Consider the following 17052-nt stretch of genomic DNA (forward strand, 5'->3'; position numbering starts at 1 on the left):
GCCTAATCCGGCTAGGCTGACGCGGTGCTGCAACAGATCGAGGCGACGCGCTTCGTCGTCCCCCTGCGTGAGGGCGGCTCGCTGCCCGGCGTCGTCGAGGGTTCCGACCTCGGCACGTGGGTCGTCAAGTTCCGCGGAGCCGGCCAGGGGCTCAAGGTGCTAGTCGCCGAGGTCGTCGTCGGCGAACTCGCCCGTGCGCTCGGCCTGCGGGTGCCCGAGCTCGAGCTCGTCGAGCTGCCGGAGGCCATCGCGAAGTACGAGGCCGACGAGGAGGTGCAAGATCTGCTGACGGCGAGCGTCGGGCTCAACCTCGGCGTCGACCTGCTGCCGGGCGCCTTCGCCTATGACGGCTCCATCCCGCCGCCCGCCGACGAGGCCGCCACGATCCTGTGGCTCGATGCGTTCACCGCGAACATCGACCGCACCCCGCACAACCCGAACCTCGTGCGCTGGCACGGGCAGACGTGGTGCATCGACCACGGTGCGGCGCTGTACTTCCACTACTCGTGGCCGTCGAAGGGCTCCCACCCGGAGCGTTTCGCGGCGCAGCGCTTCGATCTGGGCTCCCACATCATGGCCGGGGTGATCGACCTCTCGCCCGCGGCCGCAGCGGCCGCACACGAGCGTCTTGCTGCGCTCGTCACCCCTGGCCTGTTGCGCGAGATCCTGACGCTCGTGCCCGACGAATGGCTCGAGACGAGTGAGTCGATGCCGCACGCCGACGACGTGCGCGCCGCCTACGTCGAGAACCTGCTCGCGCGCCTCGCCGCCCCGCAAGCATGGTCGCCGGCGTTCGCGGGTGAGATGCGATGAGCGTCGGCTACCAGTACGTCGTGCTGCGTCTCGTGCCGTCGATCGAGCGCGAGGAGTTCCTCAACGTCGGCGTCGCGCTCTACGCGCAGATGGCCGATTTCCTCGACGCCCGTTTCCACCTCGACGCAGCCCGCCTCGCCGCGTTCGCTCCGACGCTCGCCGCCGCAGACGTCGAGCAGTCGCTCGCCTCACTGTGCGCCGATGTGCGCGGCGAGCCGTGCCCCGGGCGCCCTGACCTGCCGAAGCTGGGGCAACGCTTCGGCTGGATCAGCGCGCCGCGTTCGACGATCGTCCAGCCGGGCCCGATGCACGGCGGGGTCAGCAACGACCCGGGCGCCACCCTCGAACGTCTGGTCGACCGGCTCGTGCGCTGAGCTGGCTCAGGCCCATACCCGCTCAATCCTGGTGCGCGGTCGGTAGGGTCGAACCATGAGCATCGAACGAACCACTGCGCCCGACCCCTACGACCACCTGCCGGTGTTCCCGGCCCTCACCGTCACGAGCACGAGCTTCAGCGACGGCGGCGACCTCGCCGAGACGTATGTCTACGACGGCTGGGGCGTGAACGGGCAGAACGTCTCGCCGCAGCTGTCGTGGAGCGGTGCGCCGGAGACGACGACGTCGTACGTCGTCACCTGCTTCGACCCGGACGCGCCGACCCCGTCGGGCTTCTGGCACTGGGCGATCGCAGGCATCCCGGCGGACGTCACCGAACTCGCCGAGGGCGCCGGATCGGGTGACGCCGCGTTGCCCGAGGGCGCCTTCCACGTCGCCGGTGATGGCGGCGTCAAGGGCTGGATGGGGCCGTGCCCGCCCGAAGGTGACGGCAAGCACCGATACATGTTCGCGGTCCACGCGATCGAGGGTGACCCTCTCGCGATCGACGACTCGGTCACGCCCGCCGTCCTCAGCTTCAACGCCGTCTTCCAGACCGTCGCACGCGGCGTCACGACGGGCCTGTACGGTCACTGATCGTCCCGGCCACTGATCTCAGCGGCTGCCAGCCGACACAGCACGAGGCCCCGATGACCACGAGTGGATGCTCGTCGACGTCGGGGCCTCGGCGCGCCCCGTCACATGCGTAGCGTGTACATCGCGACGGCGCTGGCGGCCGCGACGTTGAGCGAGTCGACGCCGCCTGCCATCGGGATGCGGACGGTGACGTCGCACGCGGCGACCGTTCGCGTTCCGAGGCCGTCGCCCTCGGTGCCCATGACGAGCGCGAGGCGTTCGGGCTCACGCGCCGCGAGTTCGTCAAGCGTTACGGAATCGCCAGCCAGCGCCATCGCGGCGACCGTCCATCCGGCCTCCTGAAGTCGCGTCACCGAGCCGGGCCACGGGTCGATGCGCGTCCACGGCACCTGGAACACGGTGCCCATCGACACGCGCACCGAGCGGCGGTACAGCGGATCTGCGCAGCGCGGGGTGACGAGGACGGCGTCGACGCCGAGCGCCGCGGCCGATCGGAAGATGGCACCGACGTTCGTGTGATCGACGATGTCCTCGAGCACGACGACGCGCCGCGCGTCACGCAGCAGTTCTTCGGGCGAGGCCAGCGCGGGGCGGTTCATCGACGCGAGAGCCCCGCGGTGCAGATGGAAACCCGTCATCGACTCAATGACGTCGGCCTCCCCCACGTACACGGGGACGTCGGCGGCCTCGGCGTCCGCGACGATGTCGGCGAGGTCGTCGAGCCAGCGCTGGCCCATGAGGAAGCTGCGGGGACGGTCGCCGCGCGCGAGGGCGCGGCGGATGACCTTCTCGCTCTCGGCGATGTAGAGGCCGCGCTCGGTTTCGAGCTTCTTGCGCAGCGCGACGTCGGTGAGGCGGAAGTAGTCGGCGACGCGGTCGTCGTCGGGTGAGGTGATGCGGATCGGCACCGGTGATCAGGCCTGCGCGGCGCGGGCGCTCCAGCGCTCACCGTGACGATCGAGCTCGAGCGCGAGACCGAACGTCTCCGAGAGGTTCTCGGCCGTCAGTGTCGACTCGATCGGGCCGGCGGCGACGACGCGGCCCTCGCGCAGCATGAGGATGTCGGTGAAGCCCGGCGGGATCTCCTCGACGTGGTGGGTGACGAGCACGAGCGCCGGTGCGTCGACGTCCTCGGCGAGCGCGGTGAGGCGCTGCACGAGGTCTTCGCGGGCACCGAGGTCGAGCCCGGCGGCGGGCTCGTCGAGCAGCATGAGCTCGGGGTCGGTCATGAGGGCGCGGGCGATGAGGACGCGCTTGCGCTCCCCCTCGCTCAGCGTGCCGAAGCGACGCTCGGCGAGGTGCGCGGCGCCGAGTTCGTCGAGCAGTTCGCGTGCGCGTTCGTGGTCGAAGCTGTCGTACTTCTCGCGCCAGCGTCCCACCATGCCGTAGCTCGCGGTGACGACGACGTCGGAGACCTTCTCACCGGAGGGGATGCGCTCGGCGAGCGCCGCCGTCGCGAGGCCGATGCGGGGGCGCAGCTCGAACACGTCGACGGCGCCGAGCACTTCGCCGAGGATGCCGGCGACGCCCGTCGAGGGGTGCATGCGACCGGCGGCGACGTTGAGCAGTGTCGATTTGCCGGCGCCGTTGGGGCCGACGACGACCCAGCGCTCGCCTTCCTCCACCTCCCACGAGACGTCGTCGAGCAGCTTCTGCGCGCCGCGCGTGACACCGATCCCGGAGAAGGACAACACATCGCTCATACCCGTGACCCTACTGACTCGACGGGGTCGAATGCCACGCGACACGGCACGGATGACGTCGTGGACGCGCCTGGCGCCCAACCGACACGGGTGTAAGCTACAACTTGTATCTATGTTGCGTCGAACGCCTACCACCGTGGGCAGCAGATCGACCACTCGAACGAGGAGCGAGCATGAGCGAGCCGAAGATCTCCGCGGCCGACGCGGTCTACCGCGAGGTGAAGGGCCGCATCCTCGACGGCTCGATCGCCGGTGGCGCCCTCATCAGCGAGGGTGAGATCTCGGAACTGCTCGACGTCTCCCGCACCCCCGTGCGCGAGGCGTTCGTCCGGCTGCAGGCCGAGGGGTGGATGACGCTGTACCCCAAGCGCGGCGCACTCGTGCGCGCCGTCGAACCGCGCGAGGTGCGTGACGTCGTCGAGGCACGCATCGCGGTGGAGTCGCGTGCGGCGCGCAGCGTCGTCGAGGCGCACGAGCACCGCGACGTCGCCATCGATCTCGGCGAGATCCTGCGCCGTCAGCGCCAGAGCCTCGAAACCGGCGACCACGACGACTTCACCGAGACCGACTGCGTGTTCCACACCCACCTCGTCGCAGCCGGTGGCAACGCCATCCTCACCGAGTTCTACGAGCGTCTCGGGGAACGTCAACGGCGCATGGCCGCGCGCATCCTGTGGAAGGACGACCGCCGCTGCCGCGACGTCCTCACCGCCCACGCCCGTCTCGTCGACCTCGTCGCCGCGGGAGACGCGACCGGTTTCGAGCAGGAGCTGACGGCGCACCTGCACCACTCCTACGACGGACTGCTCCCCTGAGCCTTCCGTCCGCCCGAGGTCACCCCACTCACCCACACCCGACGAAAGGCCCCCGCGTGTCACTCGACACCCCGACCCGCACCACCAACCACGAACGCGTCACGACGAGCGTCGACACCCCCGAGCGCGCCGGCGCCGGGGGTGCGCGGGCCGCCTGGCTACCGGTCGGGGCGGCGATGTTCACCGTCGCGTGGGGTGGCAACCAGTTCACGCCGCTGCTCGGGCTCTACCGTGACATCGACGCGCTCTCGACGGGCGCCGTCGACCTGCTGCTCGGTGCGTACGTCCTCGGCATCATGCCCGCGCTGCTGCTCGGCGGGCCGGCCTCGGACCGCTGGGGCCGTCGCCCGCTCATGCTGCCCGCGCCGATCCTCGCGATCATCGCGTCGGTGCTGCTCGCCGTCGGCGCCGGCTCGCCGGCTGTGCTCTTCGTCGGCCGCATCTTCTCCGGCCTGGCGCTCGGGCTCGCCATGGTTGTCGGCGGCTCGTGGATCAAGGAACTGTCGAGCCCGCCGTTCGACGCCGAGGCCGACTCCGCCGCGGGCGCGCGTCGCGCGTCCATCAGCCTGACGGCCGGCTTCGCGCTCGGCGCCGCCACCGCCGCGGCGCTTGCCCAGTTCGCGCCGCTGCCCGCGGAGCTGTGCTACCTCGTCCACCTCGTCATCACGGCGGCGAGCTTCGTGCTCCTGACGCGCGCCCCCGAGACGCATGCCGCCCAAGACGTGCCGGGACGCTTCCTCGACGACCTGCGCGTGCCCGCTGCGGGCCACCGTCGCTTCCTGTTCGTCGTCCTGCCGATGGCGCCGTGGGTGTTCGGCTGCGCGGGATGCGCCTATGCCGTGCTGCCCGCCGTCATGGGTGATCGCACAGGCTCGTTCGGCATCGCCTTCTCGGGCCTGCTGTGCCTCGTCGCGCTCGGCTGCGGGCTGTTCATCCAGCAGGTCGGCAAGCGCTTCGACGACGTCAGCTCCGCGCGCGCCATCATCATCGCCCTGGCGATGACGCTGCCCGGCCTCGGCATCGCCGCACTTGCAGCGCACCTCGTCAGCCCGTTGCTCGCGCTCGTCGCGGCCGCCGTCCTCGGTCTCGCCTACGGCATGCTGCTCGTCTCCGGCCTGCAGGAGGTGCAGCGCATCGCCGGTCCCGAGGACCTCGCGGGACTGACGGCTGTCTACTATTCGATCACCTACCTCGGCTTCTTCGTGCCCGCCGCGCTCGCCGTCGTCAGCCACTGGCTGAGCTACCCCGTGATGTTCGTCGGTGGCGTCGTGCTCGCCGCGCTGAGCCTCGGCGTCGTCCTGATGTTCTCGCGCAAGCACCTTCCGTCGGCTCTGGCGCACTGACCCGTCGCCACTAGGCTGGGCGATCGTGTACGAACTGCCTGCCTCCGTGCGCCTGGCCCTGTGGGCCACGCACGCCATCGCCGCCGATCGCCCGCTCAGCGAGGCGATCGGCGCCGCGCTGCCCGACGTCGACGCCGTCGAGGGTGGCCTGCCGCGCCTCGAACTGTGGCGTGACCTCGGCGAACGCATCGTCTGCGTCGACCTGCCCCGCCCGGGGGTCCACGGCGGGTTGCTGCCGCCCGGCGGACCCGCGACTCAGGCTGCGATCGAAGTCGGAGAATGCCTGTTCGTGCCGTCGCTCGGCGGGGTGCTCGTGCCGCGGCTGGAGTATTACGGGCCGGCCGGCGACGAGGGCCTCAAGCTCACGCTCGAACCGCACGACAGCGACCCGGTGCCGATCCACCGCCTCGAGGCACTCGCACTGGCCGACATCGACCGACGCTTCCGCGAGGCGTTGCTGGCGCACGTCGGGGTGCTCGAATCCCTGCACATCGCACCGTTCCTCGGCTCCTCGGCCCGCGAGCGCGTCGACGAACGCCTCGACGGCGCGCGCTGGGCGTTGCCACCGGGCCTGCACCCGCGGGCGATGCGCATCATCACGACGGCCGGCCTCGTCGTCGCCGCCCTCGACGAGGCACTGACGACGAGCGGCGGCCTCGACGCGGGTAGCGTCGCAGCGCGCGAGCGCACGCTGCGCTCCCTGCTCGACGAGGCCGAACTCGCTCTCGCACAGGCCGCGACGGCGGCTGCCATCGGCCTCGCACACGACGCTGCCCGCCCTCGATGAGGACGGGCAGCGTTGATCGCGCGTTGCGGTGTGCTCAGAGCGGAGTGTCTCCGGCAACGACGTATCAGGCCGTACGGGAGCCTTCGAGCACCGTCGCGTAGACCTGCTGGGTGCGTTCGGCGATCGCGTCCCACCCGAAGTGCTCGACGGCGCGCTGACGCCCAGCTCGACCCCGTCGGCGGGCCTCTTCGACGTCGGAGGTCGCCTCGGTGAGGGCGCGGGCCAGATCGGCGACGAACGTATCGGGGTCGACGGGCGTACCCGTTCCGTCGTTCACCTGCTCGATCGGCACGAGCCAGCCCGTCTCGCCGTCGACGACGACCTCGGGGATGCCGCCCGTCGCGGTCGCGACGACGGCCGCTTCGCACGCCATCGCCTCGAGGTTCACGATGCCGAGGGGTTCGTACACCGACGGGCAGACGAACGTCGTGGCCTGCGACAGCAGCGCGACGACCTCCTCGCGCGGCAGCATGTCGGGAATCCACACGACGCCGTCGCGCTCGGCGCGCAGCTGGTCGATGAGGCCCTCGACCTCAGCGAGGATCTCAGGGGTGTCGGGCGCGCCCGCGCAGAACACGAGCTGCACGTTCGCAGGCACCTGACGCATTGCACGCAGCAGGAACGGCACGCCCTTCTGACGTGTGATGCGCCCGACGAACACGATGCTCGGGCGCTCGGGGTCGACCCCATGACGGCGCGCGATCTCGAGGGCGGCGTCACTGTGGTCGGGCGCCCAGGCCTGTGCGTCGATGCCGTTGTGGACGACATGGACCTTCGCCGGGTCGAGCTGTGGGTAGCTCGCGAGGACGTCCCTGCGCATGCCCTCGGAGACGGCGATGACGGCGGCCGCGCCCTCGTAGGCGGTGCGTTCGATGAAGGAGGAGATCGCGTAGCCGCCGCCGAGCTGTTCGGCCTTCCATGGCCGCATCGGCTCGAGGCTGTGCGCGCTCACGACGTGCGGGATGCCGTGGAGCATCGAGGCGAGGTGGCCGGCGAAGTTGGCGTACCAGGTGTGCGAGTGCACGACGTCAGCGCCCGCGACGGCGGGCACCATCGTCAGGTCGACGCCGAGGGTCTTGAGGGCGCCGTTCGCGTCGGCGAGTTCGGGGAGGTCGGGAAAGCCCTGCGTGCCCGGCTCGTCGATCGGTTTGCCGAACGCGCGGACCTGGGTGTCGATTCCGCTGCTGCGCAGCGCCTTGACGAGCTCGGCCACGTGCACGCCGGCGCCACCGTAGATGTTGGGCGGATATTCCTTGGTCAGGATGTCGACTCTCACCCCATGAACGTTATCCGCGCCGGGGGGTGTGAGGAAAGCCACGTCGGGGCCTATTCTCGTCACATGCCAAACCGTGGAGGCCCCAAGATTCTCGCCATCGTCCTCGCCGGCGGCGAGGGCAAACGTCTCATGCCGCTGACGGCGGACCGGGCCAAGCCCGCCGTGCCGTTCGGTGGCATCTACCGCCTCATCGACTTCGCGCTGAGCAACCTCGTCAACTCGAACTACCTGCACATCGTCGTGCTGACGCAGTACAAGTCGCACAGCCTCGATCGTCACGTCACCACGACGTGGCGCATGAGCTCCCTGCTCGGCAACTACGTGACGCCGGTGCCCGCGCAGCAGCGTGTCGGCAAGAACTGGTACCTCGGTTCGGCCGACGCGATCTACCAGAGCCTCAACCTCATCCACGACGAGAAGCCCGACTACGTCGTCGTCGTCGGTGCCGACCACGTCTACCGCATGGACTTCGCCGACATGGTCGACGCGCACATCGCCTCGGGTGCGAAGGCGAGCGTCGCCGCGATCCGTCAGCCTATCTCGCTCGCCGACCAGTTCGGCGTCATCGACGTCGACCCGCAGAACCCGGCGCGCATCCGCGCCTTCCTCGAGAAGCCCACCGACCCGCAGGGGCTGCCGGACAGCCCCGACGAGGTGCTCGCCTCGATGGGCAACTACGTCTTCTCCACCGACGCGCTCATCGAGGCGGTCACACGTGATGCCGACCTCGAGGACAGCAAGCACGACATGGGCGGCGACATCATCCCCGCCTTCGTCGAGCGGGGTGAGGCGTTCGTCTACGACTTCAAGGACAACGAGATCCCGGGCGCGGAGGATCGTGACCGCGGGTACTGGCGCGACGTCGGCACGATCGACTCCTACTTCGACGCGCACATGGACCTCGTCTCGATCCACCCGATCTTCAACCTCTACAACGACCGCTGGCCGATTCACACGACGTCCGGCATGAGCCTGCCGCCCGCGAAGTTCGTCCATGGCAGCCACGGGCGCACCGGCACCGCCGTCGACTCGATCGTCTCCCCCGGCTGCATCATCTCCGGCGCGACGGTCAGCCACTCGGTGCTCTCGCCCAACGTCGTCGTGCGCTCGTTCAGCGACATCGACTCCTCGATCCTGCTCGACGGCGTCAAGGTCGGACGCTCGTGCATCGTGCGCCGCGCCATCATCGACAAGGACGTGACGCTGCCCGACGGCACCCACATCGGCATCGACCACGACGCCGACCGCGCCCGCGGCTTCACCGTCACCGACTCCGGCATCGTCGTCGTCGGCAAGGGCACTGTCGTGACCCCCTGATCGAGCTACGCCCCTTGGGGTGAGGCCGATTCGCGCTCGGACGCCGGTCGGCCTCACGTCGTGAACACCGGATGCGAGCGCGGAGCCTTCACGCTATGAATGAGGGGTGAACAACGACGCGCGCCGTACCGACCTGTTGGGCCTGACGTTCCAGGGCACCGACTCCCCCGGGCTGTTCCACGAGCTCACCGACGCGATGACGAAGTTCGGCGTCGAGATCGTCGACGTCGGCCAGGCCGTCCTTGGCGGTGGCATCACGCTGTCGTTCCTCGTCAGCGCAGCCGAACCCGACGAACTCGTCCTCGAGATGAAGCGCCTCGCCCGCCTGCGCTCGCTCGCCCTAACGCTCGCCGAGGGCATGAGCGACGACGTCGTGCGCCTGCCCGGACGCGCCGTCGTCACGCTGCTCGCACCGACGCTGCCCGCCGAGGCCCTCGCGGAGATCTCGGCCGAGGTCGTCCACCACGGCGGCAACATCGACCGCGTGCGCCGCCTCGCGCGCACGCCGGTCACCGCGATCGAGCTCGACGTCTCGGGCGTCGAGGTCGTCGAGCTTCGCCGCCGGGTGCTCGAGGCCTCGCACGAGACGGGGTGTGACGCGAGCGTCGCCGAGGCCGGGCTCGCGCGCCGTGGCCGCCGACTCGTCGTCCTCGACGTCGATTCGACGCTCATCCAGGACGAGGTCATCGAACTGCTCGCTGCCCGCGCGGGCCGCGAGGCCGAGGTGGCGGAGGTGACCGAGCGCGCCATGCGCGGTGAGATCGACTTCGCCGAATCGCTGCACGAGCGCGTCGAGGCCCTCGCGGGGCTACCCGCGAGCGTGCTCGACGAGGTGCGCGCCGAGATCCGCCTCACGGCCGGCGCCCGCACGCTCGTGCGCACCCTCAAGCGGCTCGGCTTCACCGTCGGCGTCGTCTCCGGCGGCTTCATCGAGGTCGTCGCGCCGCTCGCCGCCTCCCTCGGCATCGACCACGCGCGCGCCAACACCCTCGAGATCGTCGACGGCGCCCTGACCGGGCGCGTCCTCGGCGACGTCGTCGACCGTGAGGGCAAGGCACGTGCGCTCGCCGCGTTCGCCGAGGCCGAGCACCTGCCGCTGGAGCGCACCGTCGCGATCGGCGACGGCGCGAACGACCTCGACATGCTCGCCCTCGCGGGCCTCGGCATCGCGTTCAACGCCAAGCCCGTCGTGCGGGCGCAGGCGGACGCGTCTGTCAACGTCCCATACCTCGACAGTGTCCTGTTCTTCCTCGGCATCAGCCGCGACGACATCGAGGAGGCCGACGACCTCGACGCGCTCGAGACGCCCGATGGAGCGACCGTCATGCTCGTCGCGACGGACGTGGACGCCGCTGCGGCGACGCAGCGTGACGCCTAACATATGGCGCATGCCTGAACGTAGCGACCCCCGACGCTCCCTGCTCATCATCGGCGGCGCCGAGGACAAGGTCGGACGTGTGACCATCCTGCGCCGCTTCGTGCGCCTCGCCGGCGGCCGCAAGTCGAACATCGTCGTCATCCCGACGGCATCGTCGATGCCGGACGAGGTCATCGAGGTGTACTCGACCGTCTTCACACGCCTCGGCTGCCCGAGCGTGGGCAGCGTCGACCCGCAGTCGCGCGTCGACTCATCATCAGAAGAACTCGCCGAGCGCATCGACGCCGCGAGCGGCATCTTCATCTCCGGCGGCAACCAGCTCAAGCTGAGCCAGCTCATCGTCGGCACGCCCCTCGGCAAGGCCATCCTGCGCGCCCACGAGCGCGGCGCCGTCATCGCCGGCACGAGCGCCGGCGCGTCGATCATGAGCCAGTTCATGATCTCGATGGGCGAGGAGGGCGTGACGCCCCGTCAGCGCGCGAGCCAGCTGACGCAGGGCCTCGGCCTCGTGCCGGGCGTCATCATCGACCAGCACTTCGACCAGCGCTCGCGTTACGGGCGCCTGCTCTCCCTCGTCGCCGGCTCACCGAGCCTGCTCGGCATGGGCATCGACGAGGACACCGCCGCGGAGATCACGAACGGACGGGAGATGACGATCATCGGCTCCGGCGCCGTATTCGTCGTCGACGCGCGCATGGCGCAGACGGACGCGCACGAGGCACGCCGCGACGCGCCGCTGCTCGTCACCGGTGCCGTCGTGCACTCGCTGCCCTACGGGGCGACCTTCGACCTGGAGACGGCCACGCTGACCGACTTCGTCGAACGGCACGCCGACGTCGCGGTCACCGCGGCGAAGGACCAGCACGACACCGCGACCGCTGCCGCCGCGCTGCGTCACTGATCGCGTCCACGTCGTTTCGAGGGGAAGAACAGAACATGACCGTCATCGACATCCCGCAGGCACCGGGCCCCATCGAGCCGTCGCTGCGCATCGTCAGCACGCGCGTCTACCGCGGCCCGAACGTGTGGTCCTACGACCCCGCGATCCACCTCGTCGTCGATCTCGGTGTGCTCGAGTACTACCCGACGCACGCGATCCCCGGCTTCGCGGATCGCCTCGTCGAACTCTTCCCCGGCCTGCAGCACCACTCGTGCTCGCGCGGCAAGGAGGGCGGATTCGTCGAGCGCCTCCACGAGGGCACCTGGCTCGGCCACGTCGCCGAGCACCTCGCGCTGCAGCTGCAGCAGGAGGCCGGGCACGACGTGCGCCGCGGCAAGACGCGCGGAGTCAAGGGCGAGGAGGGGCGCTACAACGTCGTCTACGCCTACCTCGAGGAGAGCGTCGGCATTGCCGCCGGCCAGCTCGCCGTGCGCATCGTCAACCACGTCGTGCACCCCGAGGACGGCTTCGACGTCGAGGCCGCGCTCGAGACGTTCCACGCCCTCGTGCAGCGCCGCGCGTTCGGCCCGTCGACGCAGGCGATCATCGACGAGGCCGTCAGCCGCGACATCCCGTGGACGCGCCTCAACGGCGCCTCCCTCGTTCAGCTCGGCCAGGGCGTGCACGCCCAGCGCATCCGCGCGACGATGACGAGCCGCACGTCGGCGCTCGCCGTCGACATCGCGTGCGACAAGAGCCTGACGCTCGACCTGCTCGGCTCGGCCGGGCTGCCGGTGCCGAAGTCGGAGGTCGTGCGCACGCGTGAGGGCGCGATCCAGGCGGCGCGCGAAATCGGCTTCCCCGTCGTCGTCAAGCCGCTCGACGGCAACCACGGCCGCGGCGTGTGCCTCGACCTCACCGACGACGAGGCCGTCAGCGAGGCCTACGACATCGCGATGGCGCAGAGCCGACGCGGCGTGCTGCAGGTCGAGTCGTTCGTCACCGGCAAGGACTACCGCTGCCTCATCATCGACGGCAGGATGGCGGCCATCGCCGAACGCGTGCCCGCGCACGTCGTCGGTGACGGCGAGCACACCGTCGACGAGCTCATCGAACTGACGAACGCCGACCCGCGCCGCGGCTACGGGCACGAGAAGGTGCTGACGAAGATCAAGGTCGACGACGCCGCCCGCGAACTCGTCGCCGACCAGGGCTACGCGATGGACGCCGTCGTGCCCGAGGGCGAGACGGTGAAGCTCGCGCTGACGGGCAACATGTCGACCGGCGGCATCTCGATCGACCGCACCATGGACGCGCATCCCGACAATGTCGAGATCGCCGAGGAGGCCGCGCGCCTCATCGGCCTCGACGTCGCGGGCATCGACTTCATCTGCCCCGACATCACCGTCCCTGTGCGTGAGACCGGCGGCGCGATCTGCGAGGTCAACGCCGCGCCCGGTTTCCGCATGCACACCCACCCGACGGTCGGTGAGCCGCAGTTCATCGCCAAGCCGGTCGTCGACCTGCTGTTCCCGCCCGGCTCGCCTTCGCGTGTGCCGATCGTCGCCGTCACCGGCACGAACGGCAAGACGACGACGTCGCGGATGCTCGCGCACATCATGAAGGGCCTCGGCAAGAAGGTCGGCATGACCTCGACCGACGGCATCGTCATCGACGAACGCCTGCTCATCACGCGTGATGCCTCCGGCCCCAAGTCGGCGAAGATGGTGCTGCAGAACCCGCGCGTCGACTTCGCGGTGCTCGAGGTGGCACGCGGCGGCATCCTGCGCGAGGGCCTCGGCTACGACCGCAACGACATCGCCGTCGTCACCAACATCCAGAGCGACCACCTCGGCATGCGCGGCATCAACTCGCTCGAAGATCTCGCGAACGTCAAGCAGGTCATCGTCGAGGCCGTCCCGCGCGACGGGTTCGCCGTCCTCAACGCCGACGACGAGTACGTGCGCCGCATGCGACGCGTGTGCCGCGGCACGATCGTGTGGTTCTCGATGGAGGCGCCCGGTAGTCGCGTGCGCCAGTTCATCGACGAGCGCTGCGTGCGTGGCGACCGCGCCGTCGTGCTCGAGCCGACGGACAAGGGCGAGATGATCGTCCTCAAGCAGGGCCGACGCTCCATGCAGCTCGCGTGGACGCACCTGCTGCCGAGCACCTTCAACGGCGCCGCGCGCATGAACGTCGCCAACGCCCTCGCCGCGGCCGGCGCCGCGTTCGCCGCGGGCGCCCCGCTGCACGACATCCGCCAGGGGCTGCGCACGTTCACGACGAGCTACTACCTCTCCCCCGGCCGCCTCAACCGCATCGAGGTCGACCACGCCGAGGTGTTCGTCGACTACTGCCACAACCCGGCCGGCCTGCAGCTGCTCGGCGAGTTCGTCGACCGCTACGTCGCCGGCAAGAACAAGTCGACGCGCGTGCAGCGCATCGTCGTCGGCGCCGCCGGGGATCGACGGGACCAGGACATCCGCGAGATGGGCGAACTGGCCGCGAAGTGGTTCGACCACGTCATCATCCGCGAGGACGACAACCTGCGGCGCCGCGCCCCCGGCGAGACCGCAGCCCTCGTTGCCGAAGGTGCCCAGCAGGCGATCGACTCGGGTGAGGCACGCGCCGCGAGCGTCGAGACCGTGCTCGACGAGCTCGAGGCGACGCAGGTGGCCATCGACTCAGCGCGCGCTGGCGACCTCGTCGTCATCTGCGCCGACAAGCACGCTCGCGTCATGGCCGCGCTCGAGGACCTGACGCACCTCGCGACGCCCGGCGCCCACGCCGACGAGGCCGCCCACCCCGGTGACCCCGACTTCAGCCGCGACGCCGTGTTCGAGTCGCCCGAGGACGACGTGATCGACGAACTCCTGCCCAACAGCTGACGCCGGCACACGACGAACCCCGGCCGCGATCCTGTGTGATCGCAGCCGGGGTTCGTCGTGTGGCGGGCGCTTGTCCGTGCTCCGGTCGCCCTAGGCAAGCGTGTCGTCAGGGCGACTCGAGCAGTGCCTTGAGGCTCGTCGCCATGTCGCCGAAGACACTCGGTGACGTGTCGTGCGACGCCGCTCGTTCGAGCGCGTCGATGGCGATACGGACGTCGTCGCGCGCCTCGTCGGGCACCGAATCGACGGGGGCGTCGCCGCTGCCGCGGGCGGCCCGCACCTTGCGGCGGATCTCGCGTGGGCCGTCCGTCGTCGCGCCGTGCTCGAGCAGCCACGCGTGCAGTTCGGCCTGGTGGCTGTGCGTCATGACGGCGACGACGTCACCGTCGTGGGCAACGTCGAGCAAGCCACGCAGACCGTCGAGTTCGGTCTCGTGGCTCGCCTCCGCGTGCGCGCCCACATGCGACAGTCCATCGCGCAGGTGCTTCTCGAGGTCCTCCATCGTGCGACCGCGCAGGTAGTGCTCCTTGTGCACGACGTGGACGACGTCGGCGCCGCGCCCGGCGAGTTCGCCGAGGGCGACGAGGATCTCGTCGCTGCGATCGCCTCCGGTGCCGAGGCCGAGCAGCAGCCGCGAGCCGGGCGCGACGAGGCCGCGGCCGACGTCGAGCAGGGCCTCGAGGCCACCTTCGTTGTGCGCCATGTCGATGATCACGCTCGCTTGCTGATATGCCCCGAGCGGGAGGCTGTAGACGTTCATGCGCCCCGGGTTGAGCGTCGCGTCGGGCGCGAAGGTCTTGAGGCCCTGGACGACGGCGCTGCGCGGCAGGCCAAGCGCGAGCGCCCCCGCTGCTCCTGCGAGCGCGTTGGCGACGTTGTGGCGCGACAGCCCGGCGAGCGTCATCGGTACGTCGTCGAGGCTGACGAGCATGTCGATGCCGCCGTCCTCGATGCACGCGATGAAGCCATCGATGACGGTGAACGCCTTGCCGCGCGCCGCGCGCACCTCGCGGATGCAGGGGGCGTTGGGGTCGAGAGTGAACGCGACGAGCTGGGCGGGGGTGCCGACGCGCATCGCCCACACGCGCGGGTCGTCGCCGTTGAGCACGCACCAGCCCGAGGGTCGCGTCACCTTCGTGATGATCGCCTTGACCTCGGCGAGCTGGTCGACAGTGTTGATGCCGCCGCTGCCGAGGTGGTCGGACGTGACGTTCGTGACGACGCTGACGTCGTTGTACGGCACGCCCATGCCGCGGTTGAGCAACCCGCCGCGCGCGGTCTCGAGCACCGCGACCTCGAGCCCCGGCGTCGCGAGGACGGCCTGCGCGCCGGCCGGGCCGGAGTAGTCGCCGTGCTCGATGTGCTCACCCATGACGAGGACGCCGTCCGTCGAGCTCCACGCCGTCGTGCGCCCGGCCGTCATCGCGATGTGCGCGACGAGGCGCGTCGTCGTCGTCTTGCCGTTCGTGCCGGTGATCGAGATGACGGGGACGCGCGGCCGCGGCAGCGTCTCGCGCGGTCCCTGCTCGGCGTCCCGCACGTCGGCGGCGGCGCGCACACAGGCGCCGTTCGCGCGCTCGGTGTCGAGCAGATCGTCGAGGGCACGCGCGATGGCGCGTCCCAGTGCACGGCCACGTTCGCGCCGATTCCACGGGAAGGCGACGACGTACTCGCCCGGCTCCTCCCCGTGGCGCACGCGCACGCCAAGACGGCCCGTGCCGCTCAGTTGAGCGATCTGACGCGTCACGACCTCCGCGAGGCGCATGACGCACCGCTCGCGCACGGGCCCGCCCGGTTCGCCGATCTTCGGGCGGCGGGAATCGAGGGCCCGAAACGCAGCGGAGACTGTCTCCTCGGGGGCCGCGCACCACGCCCCCAGGTCGAGGGTCGTCTTGATCGCCTGACGGGTGAAGTAGAGGTTGGGGCCATCGAGAACACGGTTACCGAGCAACTCGACTCGCGCGTGCGCCGGTTCAGGAGTCATGGGCGAAAGCGTAGGCGTCCGGCGAGCGGGGCGCACCCACGGGACACGGGTTGGACGAGGCCTGCCCCGGTGCTACTGCCCCATCGCGTGCACGCCGCCGTCGACGTGGACGATCTCGCCGGTGGTCGCCGGGAACCAGTCGGACAGTAGCGCCGCGCAGGCGCGCGCGGCGGGCACCGGGTCGCCGACGTTCCACCCGAGCGGCGCGCGCTCGTCCCAGGTCTGCTCGAACTGCTCGAAGCCCGGGATGGACTTCGCGGCGGTTGTACGAATCGGGCCGGCAGCGACGAGGTTGCTGCGCAGCCCCTTGGGGCCGAGGTCGCGCGCGAGGTAGCGGTTGGTCGACTCGAACGCCGCCTTGGCGACGCCCATCCAGTCGTAGACGGGCCAGGCGAACTTCGCGTCGAACGTCAGCCCGACGATCGCGCCCCCCGGCGACATGAGGGGTTCGCAGGCGGCGGCGAGGGCCTTGAGCGAGTACGCGGACGCGTGCAGCGCCGTCGAGACGTCCTCCCACGTCGCGCTCATGAAGTCGAACGCGCCCTGGGGCGCGAAGCCGATCGAGTGCAGCACGCCGTCGAGTTCGCCGACGAGGGGGCGCAGACGCTCGGCGAGCGTGTCGAGGTGCTCGCTGTTCGTCACGTCGAGTTCGACGACCTCGACGGGTTGCGGCAGGCGCCGACTGATCGTCTGGGTGATCTTCATCGTGCGACCGAAGCTCGTGAGGACGACGTGCGCGCCCTCCTCCTGCGCGATGCGCGCGACGTGGAACGCGATCGAGGAGTCCATGAGGACACCGGTGATGAGGAGCTTCTTGCCTTCGAGCAGACCCATGGCCGGCCTTTCGTGATGGTGCGGAAGTGGGGGCGTGCGTGCGCGGGTGACGGGCGGGTGGC

The 17052-nt window shown here is 70.4% G+C and carries 15 protein-coding genes; 10 read left to right on the forward strand and 5 right to left on the reverse strand.

The window, feature by feature from the left end; all coding sequences use genetic code 11:
* Nucleotides 1–24 precede the first annotated feature (24 nt).
* From NQ706_RS03405 to NQ706_RS03415, 3 genes are read left to right on the forward strand one after another with little or no spacing between them, the layout of a single operon-like run.
* Entirely contained in the window at nucleotides 25–813 is a 789-nt protein-coding gene (locus NQ706_RS03405; protein WP_038568210.1) for a HipA family kinase, read from the forward strand.
* A complete protein-coding gene (locus tag NQ706_RS03410) occupies nucleotides 810–1187 on the forward strand; it encodes a DUF3037 domain-containing protein (protein ID WP_038568213.1) in 378 nt (125 codons plus the stop codon). The genes NQ706_RS03405 and NQ706_RS03410 overlap by 4 nt, the downstream gene beginning before the upstream one ends.
* A 55-nt stretch (nucleotides 1188–1242) precedes the next feature.
* Nucleotides 1243–1785: a YbhB/YbcL family Raf kinase inhibitor-like protein gene (locus NQ706_RS03415; protein WP_038568216.1), complete on the forward strand. Its 543-nt coding sequence runs from the start codon at nucleotides 1243–1245 to the stop codon at nucleotides 1783–1785.
* A gap of 101 nt (nucleotides 1786–1886) precedes the next feature.
* Here NQ706_RS03415 and NQ706_RS03420 read toward each other — a convergent pair whose 3' ends face one another.
* Together NQ706_RS03420 and NQ706_RS03425 are read right to left on the reverse strand one after the other, a co-directional pair.
* On the reverse strand, nucleotides 1887–2693 hold the full coding sequence (locus NQ706_RS03420) for an RNA methyltransferase (protein WP_038568221.1): 807 nt from the start codon (nucleotides 2691–2693) through the stop codon (nucleotides 1887–1889).
* 6 nt (nucleotides 2694–2699) lie between these two features.
* The gene (locus NQ706_RS03425) at nucleotides 2700–3488 is read right to left on the reverse strand and encodes an ABC transporter ATP-binding protein (protein WP_038568223.1); all 789 of its coding nucleotides are present in this window, start codon (nucleotides 3486–3488) and stop codon (nucleotides 2700–2702) included.
* A gap of 173 nt (nucleotides 3489–3661) precedes the next feature.
* Between NQ706_RS03425 and NQ706_RS03430 the strand changes: the two genes are divergently transcribed.
* Genes NQ706_RS03430 through NQ706_RS03440 form a run of 3 tightly spaced genes read left to right on the forward strand, consistent with a single transcriptional unit; the run spans nucleotide 3662 to nucleotide 6433 of the window.
* Complete coding sequence (locus NQ706_RS03430) at nucleotides 3662–4303, forward strand: GntR family transcriptional regulator (RefSeq protein ID WP_038568226.1); 642 nt, start codon at nucleotides 3662–3664, stop codon at nucleotides 4301–4303.
* Between the two features lie 56 nt (nucleotides 4304–4359).
* Nucleotides 4360–5646 carry an MFS transporter gene (locus NQ706_RS03435; RefSeq protein ID WP_038568229.1) on the forward strand — a complete coding sequence of 429 codons (1287 nt, stop codon included), beginning with the start codon at nucleotides 4360–4362 and terminating at the stop codon, nucleotides 5644–5646.
* 25 nt (nucleotides 5647–5671) lie between these two features.
* Nucleotides 5672–6433: a hypothetical protein gene (locus NQ706_RS03440; RefSeq protein ID WP_038568232.1), complete on the forward strand. Its 762-nt coding sequence runs from the start codon at nucleotides 5672–5674 to the stop codon at nucleotides 6431–6433.
* 64 nt (nucleotides 6434–6497) lie between these two features.
* Here the strand turns inward: NQ706_RS03440 and glgA are convergent, their stop codons facing one another.
* Complete coding sequence (gene glgA / locus NQ706_RS03445) at nucleotides 6498–7709, reverse strand: glycogen synthase (RefSeq protein ID WP_038568250.1); 1212 nt, start codon at nucleotides 7707–7709, stop codon at nucleotides 6498–6500.
* A gap of 63 nt (nucleotides 7710–7772) precedes the next feature.
* Here glgA and glgC point away from each other — a divergent pair, with 63 nt between their 5' ends.
* The 4 genes from glgC to cphA all read left to right on the forward strand — a co-directional run bounded on the left by glgC (nucleotide 7773) and on the right by cphA (nucleotide 14172).
* Entirely contained in the window at nucleotides 7773–9026 is a 1254-nt protein-coding gene (gene glgC / locus NQ706_RS03450; protein ID WP_038568253.1) for a glucose-1-phosphate adenylyltransferase, read from the forward strand.
* A gap of 106 nt (nucleotides 9027–9132) precedes the next feature.
* The gene (serB, locus tag NQ706_RS03455; protein ID WP_051805888.1) at nucleotides 9133–10404 is read left to right on the forward strand and encodes a phosphoserine phosphatase SerB; all 1272 of its coding nucleotides are present in this window, start codon (nucleotides 9133–9135) and stop codon (nucleotides 10402–10404) included.
* 10 nt (nucleotides 10405–10414) lie between these two features.
* Nucleotides 10415–11305: a cyanophycinase gene (locus NQ706_RS03460; RefSeq protein ID WP_006945459.1), complete on the forward strand. Its 891-nt coding sequence runs from the start codon at nucleotides 10415–10417 to the stop codon at nucleotides 11303–11305.
* Between the two features lie 35 nt (nucleotides 11306–11340).
* A complete protein-coding gene (gene cphA, locus NQ706_RS03465; RefSeq protein ID WP_038568256.1) occupies nucleotides 11341–14172 on the forward strand; it encodes a cyanophycin synthetase in 2832 nt (943 codons plus the stop codon).
* 106 nt (nucleotides 14173–14278) lie between these two features.
* Here cphA and NQ706_RS03470 read toward each other — a convergent pair whose 3' ends face one another.
* Complete coding sequence (locus tag NQ706_RS03470) at nucleotides 14279–16156, reverse strand: Mur ligase family protein (RefSeq protein WP_235181917.1); 1878 nt, start codon at nucleotides 16154–16156, stop codon at nucleotides 14279–14281.
* Nucleotides 16157–16228: 72 nt separating this feature from the next.
* Entirely contained in the window at nucleotides 16229–16990 is a 762-nt protein-coding gene (fabI, locus tag NQ706_RS03475; RefSeq protein ID WP_038568259.1) for an enoyl-ACP reductase FabI, read from the reverse strand.
* Nucleotides 16991–17052 lie beyond the last annotated feature (62 nt).

Source organism: Dermacoccus sp. BD5 (assembly GCF_044878485.1).
Lineage (GTDB): Bacteria > Actinomycetota > Actinomycetes > Actinomycetales > Dermatophilaceae > Dermacoccus > Dermacoccus nishinomiyaensis.